The sequence below is a fragment of the Streptomyces sp. NPDC030820 genome, from assembly GCF_055572075.1.
Map to the genome: position 1 here is coordinate 307369 of NZ_JBVIEB010000003.1, position 16021 is coordinate 323389.

Consider the following 16021-nt stretch of genomic DNA (forward strand, 5'->3'; position numbering starts at 1 on the left):
CACAGGGCGGCATGAACGAAGTCCGGCAGGAGGGGTTGGAGGAACTCCAGTGGGAGGAGGACGAGGAACTCCATTGGGAGGAGCAGGCAGATCTCCGACGGGTCCAGGAGGAACGCCGGCGGGACATCGCCCGCCGGGTCTTCGGTCGGCTCACCGCTCCCATCAGTGTGGACGGCACACCGCGCTGGGACCTCGCTTCGCCCTACCTGCTGCGGCACGCCGCCGAACACGCGGCAGAGTCCGGCCAACTGCGGCGCCTCTTCCAGGACTGGGAGTTCCTCGTTCACGCCGACCCCCACTCGGTGCTGGGCTTCGGTGCCCTGCTGGAGGCCGAGACGCCGACCCAGGCCCTGCCGGTCTACCGGGCCTCGTTGGTGGAGCACGCCTCTGCCGGGCCGGACGCGCGGCGCCACATCCTCGCGGTCGACGCGGCCCGCCATCAGTGGCCGGGCGTCAGCCATCGGCTCTACCACCCCCGCCATGCGTTGCCCACGCCATGGCAGTGCCGCTGGTCCACAGCGAGCAACATCAGCTTCGCGCTCCGGGCCGCCCTCGCACACGATACGCCGGTCTCGTCGGTGGCCACCGGAACGGTCGACGGGTGGTCCTTCGCCGTGACCACCTCGGTGGACGACAGGGCGGCCAGGGTCTGGGACCTGACCACCGGTACCCTCCACCGCGAGTTGCACGGGCACACGGCGCCGCTGACGGCTGTGGCCGCAGCAGGCCCTTCTCCCTTCGTCGTGTTCACGGCCGCGGAAGACGGCACCCTGCGGTGCTGGCATCCGTACAGTGGCGAGACCCTTTGGGAGACCACCGCTCACGACGGCGAGGTGCGCGATCTCCAGCTGCACGACCCGGACGGCGTGTCGGCCCTTGTGACCTACGGCGGCGACGGCACGGTGACCCTCCGGGACCTGGGTACGGGGATGGCCTACCAGGTCTTCACCGACGTGCCGTGCTCGGGCGGCATGGTCGTCACCGACACCGGTACGGACGACATGATCGCCGTCGTCGGCGAGGGGCAGCTGCTGTCCCTGGATCCCCGGACGGGAGCGGAACGGTTCCGGGCGCAGGTCGGCGACTCCCCGGTTACGGCCGTCGCCGCAGCTCACATCCGTCAAAGCCCGGCAGTGGTCGTCACCAACGCCGACGGCACGGGCCGCGTCTTCGACCTCCTCGACGGTGACCTGCTCACCACGCTGCACTGCTCTCCGGATTCCATGGCCACGCTCGCAGTCGTCGACACAGGGCAGGACTGCGTGGCCGTCACCGGCGGAGGCGACGGGACGATCCGGCTGTGGGAACTGGAGCGCGGCGGCGGGCCGTTGCGCCAGCTCACCGGGCACTTCGCCGAAATCACGGCACTTACCTGGTACTTCGCCCTGTCTGCCAAAGAAGCCGACGCACAGCGCCGCCTGGATGCGGACGCCAACCTCCCCGCTCTGCCGAAGAGCACCAGACAGCGTTGGCGACGCACAGAGCAGGACCACAAGGCGCGGTTGCTCGCATCGCTGGCCGGATACGTACTGCTGTCGGCATCCGCCGACCACACCGTGCACGAATGGAACATGGCGGACGGCAGCCTGAGGCAGACCTTCACCGCCCACACGGACACACCGCGCTCGATCAGCGTCACGGACGTCGTGGGCCGCCCGGTGGCGATCAGTTCCGGATACGACCGCACGGCGCGCGTCTGGGCCCTCGACGACCGGCGCGCCCAGATCGCGGGCAGCGTCACACACCCGCTTCCGGTCGGCTCCCTCGCCATCGCGCGGGTGAACGGCCGGAACCTGGTCGCCACAGGGTGCGGCGACCAACGGCTGCGGGTGCTGACCGCGTCGTACGGCAGGTCGGAGGGGATCCACCTCAACGGGACGGGCAAGGTGACGGCGGTGGGCCTCGGGACGACGAGGGAGGGCCCCCTCGCCGTTGTCGCCACCGACGACGGAAGGCTGACCGCCCGTCGGCCCGAGACAGGCGAGCGGCAGTGGCAGTGCACGCCGTCGGACGCGCCCCTGTCGGCCCTCGCGGTGGGCGGCTCGAGACGGCACCCCGTGGTGCTGGGCATCGACCCGACGGGCGGTGACCGGCTGCGCGTCCATTCGCTCACCTCCGGACGCCCGGTCCTGTACGGCCTGCACGGCCGGGAGGGCGTCTCGGCGGTTGCCGCCGGTCGGATCCGGGAGAAGCCGGTAGCGGTCACCGGCCACCACGACGGCGCCGTCGGACTGTGGAGCCTGACCTCCGGCGCACTGCGCAGAATCTTCCCCGCCGCGGGCGCGCGCGTGGTGAGCGTCGCCCTCGGCACCACGGCTCTTGGATCGCTGGTCGCCGCCGCATGCGACGACGGACGGATACGGGTGTGGGACGAGGGGACCGGCCAGCTGCGGTGCCTCGTCTCCACAGGCGACATGCCGATGATCGCGGTCGGCGAGTCGCGGGGCCGCCCGGTGCTGGTCGTCGCATGCCGGCTGAGCAACACCATCCGCTTCTGGGACGCCGAGACCGGCGAGTCGCACGCCGTCGTGTCCTTGCCCGAAGCCGTGGGTGCCCTGGCCATGACGGACGGTGTCCTTGCCGTCGGGTACGGGCGGGAGTTGGCCGTCTTCAGCGCCGCCGACAACCCCGGGCCCTGGGACGACGTCGCAGCGGAGCCGGAGCCGTCGAGCGCCCCGGACGAGGCGATGCAGGTCGACGACGAGCGTCCCGCGCGGCGAGGTGGGCGGCTGTTCCACGAGGATCTGACGGTCCTGGCCTTCATCTGCCGGCAGGACACCTCCCAAAGCCTGTCCGACGTGAAGGCGGCCTTCTGCTCGGACTTCAGTCGCCAGACGCTGAAGGCGAGCCTACGCACCCTGCAGCAGAAGGGCCTGGTCGAGGAGGCGGACGGGCACGGCCGCTACCGGCCGACGGCATGGGGCCGGGAACGGGCGGAGAGGGCCGTACGGAACAAGGCCCTGATCAAGAGGCACTGCCTCTTGGGTGGTTGGTGCGCATACTGCTCGCCGCACTGACGGCCAGCGCGTCACCGTCCGCCGCTGCCTCCTGCGGTGGCATACGTGTGTGCTGCGTGGGGTCGTGCGCGCGCTGGTCTCGAGGACGAGGAACTGCTTGCGGCGCGGCTCACGTGGGTGCCCACGGCCACCGAGGCCGAGGGCTGTGTCGATGCCCGGACCGACGCGGCGCAACAGCCGTTCCCGGGCGGCGATCGAGCAGGCGGGCGTACGGTTCGAGGGCGTGCGGAGCCCCCTCGGCCGCCGGCAGCCGACGACAGACCCACCGGCCTCGAACCCACCCTGATCGCGGGCGCCCGGGACTCGGTTCCGCATCAGCGACCGCCGTTCACGGCCTCCGGCGTCTGACTGTCCGGCTCCTCCCGGCCGGTGCCGGCGGCGCAGGCCAGATCCGTGCCATGCGTCGGCTCAGTCATGGCGCGGCCCTTCGGCTGGGATCTCGCCGGAGCCCCGCTCGATCAGCCGGGTCGGCACGGTGACGGTGCGGGTGGGCGACTCGTCGCCGTCCAGCCTGCGGAAAAGCATCTCGGCGGCTGTCCTGCCCACCCGCTCGACGTCCTGGGCGATGACGGAGATGCCCGGGCTGAGGATGTCGGCCAGGGGGAAGTCGTCGAAGCCCACCTGGGCGACGGAGTCCTGCAGGCCCATGGCGCGCAGCGCCTGGACGGCGCCTATGGTCACGAAGTTCTGGCTGGTGAACAGTGCCGTCGGCGGATCGGGCAGCGAAAGGACCTGCTCGGTCGCGGCGATTGCAGCCTCCTCGCTGGACCCGACGTGGCGGACGATCTCGTCGTCGTACTCGATGTGCGCGACTTCCAGGGCGTGCCGGTAGCCGTCGAAGCGCTGGGCGGCGGTGGGGATGGAGGCGCGGTCGCCGAGGTAGGCGATGCGGCGGTGGCCGGTCTTCAGCAGGTGGTTGACGGCGGTGATGGCACCCTGCCGGTTCTCGGAGACGACGGCGTCCGCGTCCAGCAGGCCGGCCTCGCGGTCGACGAAGATCATGCGGGTGCCGGTGTGCTGCTCGTTGATGAGATAGCTCTGGTCGCGTCCCGCGGGGACGATCACCAGCCCATCGACCCGGCGGTCGATGAGCGCCTGGGCCAGTTCCCTTTCGCGGGCCGGGTCTTCGTCGAGGCTGCCGACCAGCACCAGCACTCCGCGTTCCCGGGCCACGTTCTCCACGGTGCGGGTCAGGACGGCCGAGAAGGGGTTGGCCGCGTCCTCGACGAGCATGCCGATGGTGGCGGTACGGCCGTCGCCGCGGCGCAGGCTGCTGGCCGTGAGGTTGGGACGGTAACCCAGTTTGTCGGCGGCCTCGCGGACCCTGGCGACGATCGCCGGATCGACGGTGGGGACGCCGTTGAACACGCGCGAGACGGTCTTGATGGCCACTCCGGCCAGCGCCGCGACCTCACGCATGGTGGGGCGGCTGCGGGTGGACCGGGGCGCGGCCTCGCCCTGAGTCATCGTTGTCTCCAACCGGTTGTGCGTTACCTACTCGTTGCCCGCGCATGTCTATCAGCGTCTTGACGGGCTCGTCCATACAGGCCCAGTATCTCGCCAAGTCAACGTTGTCTCAGCGTCGGCCAAGGGACGGCTCCGAAAGGGATCAAGCCATGAACATCTCCACCAGCCAGGTGTCGAGCCGCCGTAGTCGGCGGACCCGGGCGGCAGCGATCGGCGTCACCGTCTGCCTCGGCGCCACGCTCGCGGCCTGCGGTTCTTCGAACGGGAGCTCCTCTTCGTCCGCGTCGGGCGGCGGCAAGGTGGGTGTCTCGCTGATCCTGAAGACGCTCACCAACCCGTACTTCGTGAGTATGGAGAAGGACGCCAAGACCCAGGCGGCCAAGGACAACGTGAGTCTCACGGTGGCGGCGGGCAACAGCGACGGCGACACCCAGACCCAGATCACCGCCATCGACAACGCCGTATCGCGCGGGGACAAGGGCATCCTCATCACCACCAACGGCGACGCCGTGAACGCCGCCCTGAACCGGGCCAAGCAGGCCGGCCTGTTCGTGATCGCCCTGGACACCGCGCCCAACCCGCCCAGCACGGCGGACATCACCTACGCCACCGACAACGAGCAGGCGGGCAAGCTCGACGGCCAGTACGCGGCGGCCGCCCTGAACGGCAAGCCGGCGGTCATCGCCATGCTCGACCTGTTCAACAACCAGGTCGTCTCCGTGGACATCAACCGTGACCACGGCTTCCTGGAAGGCATGGGCATCGACCCCGGCAGCAAGACCGAGAACGGCAAGGAAGCCAAGTCCGGCAAGTACACCGGCGGCAAGGGCGGCAGCTACACGATCGCCTGCCACCAGCCCACCCAGGGCGCCATCGACGGCGGCCGCACCGCGATGGAGAACTGCCTGTCGGCCAACCCGAACATCAACGTCGTCTACGCGATCAACGAGCCCGCGGGCGAGGGCGCGTACAACGCGCTGAAGGCGGCAGGCAAGCAGAAGAACGTCGCGATCTACGCCATCGACGGCAGCTGCGCCGGCCTGAAGAACCTCACCAGCGGCGAGTTCGCCGCCGACGCGGTGCAGTACCCGGGCAAGATGGCGGCCCTCGGCGTCAGTTCCATCGCCAAGCTGGCCCGCGGCGGCAGCAAGCCCAGCGTGACCAACGGCAAGTCCTTCTACGACACCGGCACCGCCCTCGCCGCCGCGAAGCCCCTCGGCGGCCTGACCGTGCAGTCCCCGTCGCAGGCCGCCTCCGCCTGCTGGGGCAGCTGACGCCCCGAACGGGTGCGACTGCCCCGAGCCGGGTGCGACGCCGGAAGCCGCCGTGACGGCACCGGCGTCGCACCCGCACCACACGAGCCCATGAGCCCGTACCAGGGAAGACACCGGAAGGACCCCCTGTGACCACTCACGTGGACCCTCAAGCCGCACCGGCACCGGCGGAGGAGTTCCTCAACCGGCCCGCCACCCTCAGCCAGCGCATCCACTCGGTGCTGCACCGTCAGCCGGCGCTCAGTCCGGCCATCGTCCTGGTGCTCGCCGCGGTGGTGTTCTCCCTGGTGAACGAACGCTTCTACGCGTTGCAGAACCTCTCGCTGGTCGCCCAGCAGGTGGCCGTCATCGGTTCGCTCGCCGTCGGGCAGACGGTCATCATCCTCACCGCCGGCATCGACCTGTCGATCGGCGCCGTCATGGTGCTCGCCTCGCTGCTGATGTCGAAGCTCGTCGCGGACAGCCACTGGCCCGGCTGGCTCGCCCTGCTGGCCGGTGCGGTCGTCGCGATAGCCGCCCAGGCCGTCAACGGCCTGCTGGTGACCAAGGTCAAGCTGCCGCCCTTCATCGTCACCCTCGGCACCCTCAGCGTCTTCACCGCGATCACCCTCATCTACGCCAAGGGCCAGACGGTGTCGCTGCAGCCGGGCAACATCCTCATGTGGAGCGGCCAGACGGTCTCCCTCGGCCAGCTGAACCTGACCTACGGCGTCCTGCTCATGATCGCCCTGTACGCAGTGGTCGGCTACGCCCTGCGCTACACCGCCTGGGGACGCCACCTCTACGCGGTCGGCGATGACATCGAGGCCGCCCGCCTCGCCGGCATCTCCGTCAACCGTGTCCTGCTCAGCGCCTACATGCTGGCCGGTCTCACCATCGCCGTCGCGGCCTGGGTCCTCGTCGGCCGGGTCGGCGGCGGCGACCCCAACAGCGGCCTCAACGCCAACCTGCAGTCCATCACCGCCGTCGTCATCGGAGGCACCAGCCTCTTCGGCGGACGCGGCGTCGTCTTCGGCTCGCTGATCGGCGCGCTGATCGTCCAGGTCTTCGTCAACGGCCTGGCACTGGCCGGCATCGACCCGAACTACCAAGTCCTCGCAGTCGGCGTCCTCGTGATCGCGGCTGTCTCCGTCGACCAGTGGATCCGGAGTGTGAAGTCGTGACGACCGCCACCGCCCCCGTTCTCGAGGCCAAGGGCCTGGTCAAGGTCTTCGGCAGGGTCGTCGGCCTCAACGACGTCGACCTCACCCTCCATCCCGGCGAAGTCCTCGCCGTCATCGGCGACAACGGCGCCGGCAAGTCCACCCTGATCAAGTGCCTTTCCGGAGCCCTCGTCCCCGACCAGGGCAGCATCCTCGTCGACGGCAGGGAAGTCCACTTCAAGCGGCCCCAGGACGCCCGGGACGCCGGCATCGAGACGGTCTACCAGACCCTCGCCGTGGCCCCCGCACTGGACATCGCCAGCAACCTCTTCCTCGCCCGCGAGATCCGCCGCAAGGGCATCCTCGGCTCGGTGTTCCGCATGCTCGACACCGGCGAGATGAAGAAGCAGGCCGCCGACCACATCAAGCGGCTCGGCATCGGCACGCTGCAGAACATCAACCAGGCGGTGGAGACGCTCTCCGGCGGCCAGCGGCAGTCCGTGGCCGTCGCCCGGACCGCGGCCTTCGGCGGCCGGGTGGTGATCCTCGACGAACCCACCGCCGCCCTCGGCGTCCGCGAGACCGGCCAGGTCCTCAAACTCGTCCGCGACCTGCGCGACCAGGGCCTCGGCGTCATCCTCATCAGCCACAACATGCCCAATGTCTTCGAGGTCGCCGACCGCATCCACATCCAGCGACTCGGCGGCTGCGCGGGCGTCATCACCCCGCAGTCCCACTCGATGGAGGACGCGGTGGCCATCATGACGGGCGCGAAGAAGCTCGCCCCCGAAGCGAGCTGAAGGGAACAGACGGGGAATGACCGCCGAGTACCGGATCGTCGAGGACCGTCTCGGCGGCGAACCCACCCTTGTCGTCTCCGCGCCGGACGATGCGGCACGCGCCGTCCTCGCCCTGCGTGGAGCGACGCTGCTGAGCTGGCAGGTCAGGCACGGAGCAGCAGGCCGGCTGAAGGAGCTGACGGACGGCTACCGCGACGAAAAGGAACTGCTTGCCCAGGACGGCGTACGTGCCGGCCTGATGGCCCCCTTCACCAACCGCGTGGCCGACGGCCGCTACCACTACGACGGACACGATCACGACCTGCTGCCCGGCCGCCTCGGCGACCGCACGATCTACCACGGCTTCGCCCGCGAAACACCGTTCGAGCTCGTCCACGCCACCACGGCGGCCGACTCGGCCCGACTGCTGCTTTGCACCAGGAGCATCAGACCGGGCCGGCACCCCGGCTACCCGTTCGCCCTCGACCTCGAAGTCGAATTCGCCATCACGGCGCGGGAGCTGAGCATCGAGGTCCGCGCGACGAACATGGGCGACACCACCCTCCCTTTCGCGGCGGGCTGGCACCCGTACTTCTCCCTGTCGCGCCCCATCGACGACCTGGTCCTGCACATCCCCGCCCACACCCTGATCCGCACCGACGCCTCCCTTATCCCGCTGGACGGCTCGGGCGCCCTGCTATCGGTGGACTACTGCCCCGAGATGGACTTCCGGACGCCGAGACGACTCGGCGACGCGGTCATCGACGCCTGCTTCGCGGACCTGACCCCCGGTCCCGCAGGCCGGATCGAGACGGTGCTCAGCGACCCGGCGACCGGTGAGGAACTGCGGGTGTGGCAGTACGGCGGCTTGATGCACGTCTTCACCGGAGACACGCTGGCACGCGACCGGCGCGCCTCCATCGCGCTCGAACCCGTCGAGGCGATGACCAACGCCTTCAACCGCCCCGAACACGCCGCCGGCCTCGCCCTCGGGCCCGGGCAGCGCCGCGGGTTCAGCTTCGGCGTCGAGTACGCGGCCGCCTCGCGGATCTGACACCCCGAACTGCCCCGGGTGGCCGTGGCGTTCACCCGGGTCGTGCACGCGCATCCCGAGATCGCACCCCAGTCAAGGCCAAAGCGAATACTCTCCGTAACGGTTTGCCCGCGGTGACCGTCACGTCGTCGTGATGGATTCCATGCGGGGCGCGTTGAGGTGTTTCAAGTTCAACTCCCGTGCGCGGCACGGTAATCGGTCTGTCGTGCGAGGCCTCATACCAGAGCGGGACCAATCCTGCGGGACTTTGTCAACTGCCCCCCGCGCATGAGGGGAAGGCGACTACTGTCAGTGGCCGCATGGCAGCCCGACGGACTAGTACGAGGACGCAGATGTCTCACCTCCGAGCACCGGCCGCCCGTGCCGATCGCCGAGAGGGCGGCAGGCACGGGCGACCGGTCGCCCGACCCGCTCCCGCACTGCCCGAGACGCACATACGGCCCCAGCTCATGCGGCTCGCCGTGCTGCCGCCCCTAGCGGTCGCGCTGAGCGCCACCGCCGCCGTGCTGTTCAGCATCCGCTCCTCCGGCATCCGCACCGGGCCCATGCTGTGGGCCGTACTCGCCGGAGCGGTCACCGTGGCCGTCGCCGGCATCCTCATCGCCGCCGTGGCCGCCGACCGGGCCGCCCGTTCGGTCTCCGACCGCGTCGACGCGCTGCGCCGTACCGCCGCGCGCGGCGAGGCCGATCTGCACGCCCTGGTCGACGCGCTGCGCCAGGGGGAAGCCCCGCCGCAGCGCACCTCGCGCCGCCGGCCGCCCGAGGACGCCGACGACTTCGAACTGCTCGCCGCCGACCTGGCCCGGGGGGGGGGGGGGGGGGGGGGGGCAGGGGGGGGGGGGGAGGGGGGGGGGGGGGGGGGGGGGGGGGGGGGGGGGGGGGGGGTACTACCCCCCCCCCCCCCTCCCCCCCCCCCCCCCCCCCCCCCCCCCCCCCCCCCCCCCCCCCCCCCCCTCCTTCCCCCCCGCCGCGCAGCTCTCCAGCCAGGCGGGCAGCGAGCAGAAGCTGGAGGTCTTCGTCAACCTCGCGCGCCGGCTCCAGTCCCTCGTGCACCGGGAGATCTCGATCCTCGACGACCTCGAGAACGAGATCGAGGACCCCGACCTGCTCAAGGGCCTGTTCCACGTGGACCACCTGGCCACCCGCATCCGGCGCCACGCCGAGAACCTCGCCGTGCTCGGCGGCGCCGTCTCCCGGCGCCAGTGGAGCAACCCGGTCAGCATGACCGAGGTCCTGCGCTCCGCCATCGCCGAGGTCGAGCAGTACTCCCGGGTCAAGCTGGTGCCGCCGATCGACGGTGAACTTCGCGGCCACGCCGTCGCCGACGTGATCCATCTGCTCGCCGAACTCATCGAGAACGCCTCGGTGTTCTCCGCCCCGCAGACCCAGGTGCTGCTGCGCGCCAACCTCGTCACCTCAGGGCTCGCCGTGGAGGTCGAGGACCGCGGGCTCGGCATGCCCGTCGGCGAGCAGAACCGGATGAACGCCCTGCTCGCCGACCCCGACCAGGTCAACGTCGCCAGCCTGCTGGCCGACGGCCGCATCGGCCTCTACGTCGTCTCCCAGCTCGCCCGACGGCACGGCATCCATGTGCGGCTGCAGACCAACATCTACGGCGGTGTGCAGGCCGTACTCGTGGTCCCGCAGGCGTTGTTGGGTACGGCGCCCGGGGCGGACGTGCACCGGCCGCAGGATCCGGCGGACACCGGGGCGTCGCCGCAGGTACGGCTTCCGGGCCAGAACGGTGGCCAGGGACAGGGCTGCCAGGGTCAGGGTCAGGCCGGTGCCTTTGACCGGCGGTCGGGGCACGAGCGAGGGCCCGCGTCGGCGCCCGCAGCTGTGCCGGCGCCGGTGCCGGGAGCGCGGTCCGGCGATGTCAGCCCCGCGCACGGCGGTGCCGGGCCGGAGGCCGAGCCCGCCGCCGGCCCGGGAGCCGTGGCCGGGGGAGGCCCGGTAGCGGCTTCCGCGGGCGAGGGCGGCTCACCGGGCGACCCGGCCGAGGCGACCGGCCGGCGGCGGCACGCCCAGCGCGGGAGCGGGCGGACCGGCGCCGGGAGCGGGGACGTAGGGCCCGGCGAGAGCGGTGACGGCCGGCGGAACGGAGGCGGTCTCGCCCCGCTTCCGGTGCGCGGCGCCCGGCAGGACCGGCCCACCCCCGCCGAGGCCGTGCCCGGCATCGGCACCGGGGACCGGGCGGCGATCGAGGCGCACGCGGGCATCCTGCCCACCCCGCGCAGCGGCACCGTGCGCGGCACCACGAACAAGCCCCAACTGCCCCGCCGCCGTGCCCAGGAGCACATCGTCCCCCAGCTGCGCGGCGGCCCCGCACCCCGCCAGGAGGGCGACACCGTCCCGGGCCACGACCCGGGGCTGATGGCGGCCTTCCAGCGCGGGATCGGACTCGCCGAGGCGCAGCAGCACATGGAGCCCGCCCACATGGAGCCCGCCCAGAGGGACTCGCCTCATGGGGACGCCAGCCATGCCGTCGCCTTCCTGATGGACCATCACCTCCAGTCCTCTGCACCCGAGCTCACCGACCCACCACGTGTACAGCCCGAACACATGGGATCCCACCACATTGGTTCCGACCACATGGGCCCCGACCACAGGGACCCAACCCCCATATCCCAGGGGCGCACCCACGCGCCCGCATCCGACGGTGCCCGTGGCGCCGGCCGGCCCGACGGGAGCGCACCCGCCGGCTGACGCCCGCACCATACCCACCCCCCATCACCACGACCACTTACCCCCCAACCGCCAGCGCTCCCGCAGACCTTCGTACCCCAAGGAGTCGATCCACCATGGCGAGCGATGCGCCGACCGCCCACGCATCCGACCTCGACTGGCTGCTGAGCGGCCTCGTGCAGCGCGTACCGCACACCACCAGCGCGGTGCTCCTGTCCTGTGACGGGCTGGTGAAGTCCGTGCACGGCCTCGACATCGACAGTGCCGACCACATGGCGGCCCTGGCCTCCGGCCTGTACTCCCTCGGCCGCAGTGCGGGCGTCCGGTTCGGCGACGGCGGGGACGTCCGTCAGGTCGTCGTCGAACTCGACTCGACGCTGCTGTTCGTCACCACCGCCGGCTCCGGCACCTGCCTGGCCGTGCTCGCGGGCCGCGAGGCCGACGCCGCCGTGCTCGGCTACGAGATGGCGATGCTCGTCAAGAGCGTCCGCCCGTACCTGGTGACCGCCCCTCGACAGCACGCCGTCGAACCCACGGCGACGAGGCCTTGAGCGTGGCCGCAGCCGGCGACGGGCCCTGGCTGGACGACGCGGCCGGTCGGCTGGTGCGCCCGTTCACGGTCAGCAACGGACGCACCGAGCCCAGCGTCGCCCTGGACCTGATGTCGCAGGTGATGGCCACCGGCGTCACCCCCCTCGGCTATCTCGGCCCCGAGCACGCCCAGGCGCTCGACCTGTGCCGGGCGCCCGTCTCGGTCGCCGAGGTCGCCGCGCATCTGAAACTGCCCGCGGTGGTCACCAAGGTGCTGCTCTCGGACCTCGTCGACTGCGGGGCGCTGACCACCAAGCCCCCCGCTTTCCACCACACACCCACTGACCGGTCTCTGCTGGAGGCAGTGCTCGATGGACTACGACGACAGCTCTGACCCGTTCCCGACCGCGCTGAAGATCCTGGTGGCGGGCGGGTTCGGGGTCGGCAAGACGACCTTCGTGGGCGCGGTCAGCGAGATCGCGCCGCTCAGCACGGAGGAGCTGCTCACCACGGTCAGCGTCGGCACGGACAGTCTCGACGGCGTCGAGAACAAGATGGAGACCACGGTCGCCATGGACTTCGGCCGGATCACCCTCGATCCGGACCATGTGCTGTACCTGTTCGGCACCCCGGGGCAGGAGCGCTTCTGGTTCATGTGGGACGAACTGTCCGAGGGCGCGCTCGGCGCGGTGATCCTCGCCGACACCCGCCGGCTGCAGGACTGCTTCGCGGCCGTGGACTTCTTCGAGGAACGCGGACTCGGTTTCATCGTCGCCATCAACGAGTTCGACGGCGGCTACCGCTACGACCCCGAGGAGGTGCGTGCCGCCATCGACCTGGACCCCGCGATCCCCGTTGTCAGGTGCGACGCCCGGATCTCCAGCTCCGGCGTGCAGACCCTGCTCACCCTCGTACGCCACCTCCTCGCCCACGCCCCCGCGACGGCGCCGAGCCATGGCGCCCACATGTGATCCCGCCCTACCGCCCACGGAGTTCCCCTATGAGGCACGCCCACAGCGCTGGAGCCCGGCCATGACCTACGAGCCGCCCCGGCCGGTCCGGGGTCTGCTCCTCACCCCCGAGGACAAGGAGGCCCCCGCCCGCGTCCACCGACTGCGCCTGCTCGGCCTCGCGGACCGTCCCGACCCGGCGCTGGACGCCTTCGCGGACCATCTCGCCCGGCTCACCGGCGCGCCCTACGCCATGGTCAACTTCGTCGGCGAGGACCACCAGTTCTTCGCCGGCCTGTGCGTCCCCGCCGTCGCGCCGCTGCTCAGGGAGGACGGCAGCAGGCCGGTGTTCGGCCGGGTCCTGCCGCGTGAGCACGGGTTCTGCCCCCATGTGGTGGTCCGCCGCAAGGCACTGGTGCTCGAGGACGTCCGCGACTATCCGCGGTTCGCCGGAAACCCCGTGGTGGACGAGTACGGCATCCGCTCCTATCTCGGCGCCCCGCTCATCGACAGCTCCGGCATGGCCCTCGGCACCGTGTGCGCGGCCGACACCGAGCCCCGGGCGTGGGGCCGTTCCGGCCTGGAGACCATCAAGGCGCTGGCCGCCGATCTCGTCGTACGCCTCGAACGGAGCGCCGAGGACGGGCTGCCCCTGTGACGGGCCAGGGCGGCCCTTCGCCGTCGGCACCTGGGGCGTGAAGGAAAGCTGAGGCGGCGGTTAAGAAAAGCTCGATGGACCCGCGGCCCGCGCGTACGGCAGATTGCAGGGTGATTCCACCCCTCTGACCCGGTGCGGGCCTCTTCGGCATGCCCGCGGGCCGGGACCTCACCCACAGGAGCCGCACGCGTGAAGGCGCTGGTCAAGGAGAAGGCGGAGCCGGGGCTCTGGCTGACGGACGTCCCGGAGCCCGAGATCGGCCCGGGTGACGTACTGATCAAGGTCATGCGGACCGGTATCTGCGGCACCGACCTGCACATCCGGGCCTGGGACGGCTGGGCGCAGCAGGCGATCCGCACCCCGCTCGTGCTCGGGCACGAGTTCGTCGGGCAGGTCGTCGAGACCGGCCGGGACGTGACGGACATCCGCATCGGCGACCGGGTCAGCGGCGAGGGCCATCTGGTGTGCGGCAAGTGCCGCAACTGCCTGGCCGGCCGCCGCCATCTGTGCCGCGCCACCGTCGGGCTCGGCGTCGGCCGGGACGGTGCCTTCGCCGAGTACGTCGCCCTGCCCGCCTCGAATGTCTGGGTGCACCGTGTCCCCGTCGACCTCGATGTCGCCGCGATCTTCGACCCCTTCGGCAACGCCGTGCACACCGCGCTGTCCTTTCCGCTGGTCGGCGAGGACGTGCTGATCACCGGTGCCGGACCGATCGGCCTGATGGCCGCCGCCGTGGCCCGGCACGCGGGCGCCCGCAACGTCGTCATCACCGACGTCAGCGAGGAGCGCCTGGACCTGGCCCGCAAGATCGGCGTGAGCCTCGCCCTGAACGTCGCGGAGACCTCCATCGCCGACGGACAGCGGGAGCTGGGCCTGCGCGAGGGCTTCGACATCGGCCTGGAGATGTCCGGCCGCCCCGAGGCCATGCGGGACATGATCGCCAACATGACGCACGGCGGCCGCATCGCCATGCTCGGCCTGCCGGCCGAGGAGTTCCCGGTCGACTGGGCCCGGATCGTCACCTCGATGATCACCATCAAGGGCATCTACGGCCGCGAGATGTTCGAGACCTGGTACGCGATGTCGGTCCTGCTGGAGGGCGGCCTGGACCTCGCCCCCGTGATCACCGGCCGGTACGGCTACCGCGACTTCGAGGCCGCCTTCGCCGACGCCGCGAGCGGCAAGGGCGGCAAGGTCATCCTCGACTGGACCGCCTAAGCGACGTCAATCCCCAGCCGCGCCAGCACTTTCAGGAGCTTCCCCATGTTCGACACCGTCCGCGACGACCTGCGCGCCACCCTCGACGAGATCCGCGCCGCCGGCCTGCACAAGCCCGAGCGGGTCATCGGCACCCCGCAGTCCGCGACCGTCAACGTCACCGCCGGCGGCCGCCCCGGCGAGGTCCTCAACTTCTGCGCCAACAACTACCTCGGCCTCGCCGATCACCCCGAGGTGATCGCCGCCGCCCACGAGGCCCTGGACCGCTGGGGCTACGGCATGGCCTCGGTCCGCTTCATCTGCGGCACCCAGGAGGTGCACAAGGAGCTGGAGGCCCGGCTGTCCGCGTTCCTCGGCCAGGAGGACACGATCCTGTACTCCTCCTGCTTCGACGCCAACGGCGGTGTCTTCGAGACCCTGCTCGGCGAGGAGGACGCGGTGATCTCCGACGCCCTCAACCACGCCTCCATCATCGACGGCATCCGCCTGTCCAAGGCCCGCCGCTTCCGCTACGCCAACCGCGACCTCGCCGACCTGGAGGCGAAGCTGAAGGAGGCGTCCGACGCGCGGCGCCGGCTGATCGTCACCGACGGCGTCTTCTCCATGGACGGCTACGTCGCCCCGCTGCGCGAGATCTGCGACCTCGCCGACCGCTACGACGCGATGGTCATGGTCGACGACTCGCACGCCGTCGGCTTCGTCGGCCCGACCGGCCGCGGCACCCCCGAACTGCACGGCGTCATGGACCGCGTCGACATCATCACCGGCACCCTCGGCAAGGCCCTCGGCGGCGCCTCCGGCGGCTATGTCGCCGCCCGCGCCGAGATCGTCGCCCTGCTGCGCCAGCGCTCGCGGCCGTACCTGTTCTCCAACACCCTGGCCCCGGTGATCGCCGCCGCCTCCCTGAAGGTCCTCGACCTGCTGGAGTCCGCCGACGACCTGCGGGTCCGGTTGGGCGAGAACACCGCGCTGTTCCGCCGCCGGATGACCGAGGAGGGCTTCGACGTCCTCCCCGGCGACCACGCCATCGCCCCCGTGATGATCGGCGACGCGGCCGAGGCGGGCCGCATGGCCGAGCTGCTGCTGGAGCGCGGTGTGTACGTGATCGGCTTCTCCTACCCGGTCGTCCCGCAGGGCCAGGCCCGCATCCGCGTCCAGCTGTCCGCAGCGCACTCCACCGAGGACGTCAACCGCGCGGTCGACGCCTTCGTCGCGGCCCGCGCCGAGCTGGCGGCCTGAGCAGGGC

At 71.2% G+C, this 16021-nt stretch carries 12 protein-coding genes and 2 pseudogenes; 13 read left to right on the forward strand and 1 reads right to left on the reverse strand.

Annotation, left to right across the window (positions count from 1 at the left end; all coding sequences use genetic code 11):
- The first annotated feature begins 11 nt into the window (after positions 1-11).
- On the forward strand, positions 12-3017 hold the full coding sequence (locus tag ACZ418_RS09770) for a WD40 repeat domain-containing protein (RefSeq protein WP_468359658.1): 3006 nt from the start codon (positions 12-14) through the stop codon (positions 3015-3017).
- Between the two features lie 408 nt (positions 3018-3425).
- Here the strand turns inward: ACZ418_RS09770 and ACZ418_RS09775 are convergent, their stop codons facing one another.
- Positions 3426-4484, reverse strand: coding sequence for a LacI family DNA-binding transcriptional regulator (locus tag ACZ418_RS09775; protein ID WP_468359661.1), 1059 nt, complete (start codon positions 4482-4484; stop codon positions 3426-3428).
- A 149-nt stretch (positions 4485-4633) separates the two neighbouring features.
- Here ACZ418_RS09775 and ACZ418_RS09780 point away from each other — a divergent pair, with 149 nt between their 5' ends.
- The 12 genes and pseudogenes from ACZ418_RS09780 to ACZ418_RS09835 all read left to right on the forward strand — a co-directional run bounded on the left by ACZ418_RS09780 (position 4634) and on the right by ACZ418_RS09835 (position 16014).
- The gene (locus tag ACZ418_RS09780) at positions 4634-5758 is read left to right on the forward strand and encodes a substrate-binding domain-containing protein (protein ID WP_468359667.1); all 1125 of its coding nucleotides are present in this window, start codon (positions 4634-4636) and stop codon (positions 5756-5758) included.
- A 128-nt stretch (positions 5759-5886) separates the two neighbouring features.
- Positions 5887-6921, forward strand: coding sequence for an ABC transporter permease (locus tag ACZ418_RS09785; RefSeq protein ID WP_450986336.1), 1035 nt, complete (start codon positions 5887-5889; stop codon positions 6919-6921).
- Positions 6918-7700 carry an ATP-binding cassette domain-containing protein gene (locus ACZ418_RS09790; RefSeq protein WP_468359671.1) on the forward strand — a complete coding sequence of 261 codons (783 nt, stop codon included), beginning with the start codon at positions 6918-6920 and terminating at the stop codon, positions 7698-7700. Before ACZ418_RS09785 ends, ACZ418_RS09790 begins: the two co-directional genes overlap by 4 nt.
- Before the next feature lie 16 nt (positions 7701-7716).
- A complete protein-coding gene (locus tag ACZ418_RS09795; RefSeq protein ID WP_468359675.1) occupies positions 7717-8733 on the forward strand; it encodes an aldose epimerase family protein in 1017 nt (338 codons plus the stop codon).
- A gap of 332 nt (positions 8734-9065) precedes the next feature.
- Positions 9066-9563: pseudogene (locus ACZ418_RS09800) on the forward strand (hypothetical protein); the annotation flags it as partial.
- A 126-nt stretch (positions 9564-9689) separates the two neighbouring features.
- Positions 9690-11439: pseudogene (locus ACZ418_RS09805) on the forward strand (sensor histidine kinase); the annotation flags it as partial.
- A gap of 95 nt (positions 11440-11534) precedes the next feature.
- Positions 11535-11969, forward strand: coding sequence for a roadblock/LC7 domain-containing protein (locus ACZ418_RS09810; RefSeq protein ID WP_228619279.1), 435 nt, complete (start codon positions 11535-11537; stop codon positions 11967-11969).
- A gap of 2 nt (positions 11970-11971) precedes the next feature.
- Positions 11972-12343, forward strand: coding sequence for a DUF742 domain-containing protein (locus ACZ418_RS09815; RefSeq protein ID WP_468359678.1), 372 nt, complete (start codon positions 11972-11974; stop codon positions 12341-12343).
- Entirely contained in the window at positions 12321-12920 is a 600-nt protein-coding gene (locus ACZ418_RS09820; RefSeq protein ID WP_388626882.1) for a GTP-binding protein, read from the forward strand. The genes ACZ418_RS09815 and ACZ418_RS09820 overlap by 23 nt, the downstream gene beginning before the upstream one ends.
- Before the next feature lie 61 nt (positions 12921-12981).
- Positions 12982-13557: a GAF domain-containing protein gene (locus ACZ418_RS09825; protein ID WP_468359683.1), complete on the forward strand. Its 576-nt coding sequence runs from the start codon at positions 12982-12984 to the stop codon at positions 13555-13557.
- A 189-nt stretch (positions 13558-13746) separates the two neighbouring features.
- Positions 13747-14775 (forward strand): L-threonine 3-dehydrogenase, encoded by a 1029-nt coding sequence (gene tdh, locus ACZ418_RS09830; RefSeq protein ID WP_468359686.1) that lies wholly within the window; start codon positions 13747-13749, stop codon positions 14773-14775.
- Between the two features lie 45 nt (positions 14776-14820).
- Complete coding sequence (locus ACZ418_RS09835) at positions 14821-16014, forward strand: glycine C-acetyltransferase (protein WP_468359689.1); 1194 nt, start codon at positions 14821-14823, stop codon at positions 16012-16014.
- The last annotated feature ends 7 nt before the right edge of the window (positions 16015-16021 follow it).

Coding starts and splice junctions, on each gene's coding strand:
- ACZ418_RS09770 (WP_468359658.1), top strand. CDS start 12: ATGAACGAAGTCCGGCAGGAGGGGTTGGAGGAACTCCAGTGGGAGGAG.
- ACZ418_RS09775 (WP_468359661.1), bottom strand. CDS start 4,484: ATGACTCAGGGCGAGGCCGCGCCCCGGTCCACCCGCAGCCGCCCCACC.
- ACZ418_RS09780 (WP_468359667.1), top strand. CDS start 4,634: ATGAACATCTCCACCAGCCAGGTGTCGAGCCGCCGTAGTCGGCGGACC.
- ACZ418_RS09795 (WP_468359675.1), top strand. CDS start 7,717: ATGACCGCCGAGTACCGGATCGTCGAGGACCGTCTCGGCGGCGAACCC.
- ACZ418_RS09810 (WP_228619279.1), top strand. CDS start 11,535: ATGGCGAGCGATGCGCCGACCGCCCACGCATCCGACCTCGACTGGCTG.
- ACZ418_RS09820 (WP_388626882.1), top strand. CDS start 12,321: ATGGACTACGACGACAGCTCTGACCCGTTCCCGACCGCGCTGAAGATC.
- ACZ418_RS09825 (WP_468359683.1), top strand. CDS start 12,982: ATGACCTACGAGCCGCCCCGGCCGGTCCGGGGTCTGCTCCTCACCCCC.
- ACZ418_RS09835 (WP_468359689.1), top strand. CDS start 14,821: ATGTTCGACACCGTCCGCGACGACCTGCGCGCCACCCTCGACGAGATC.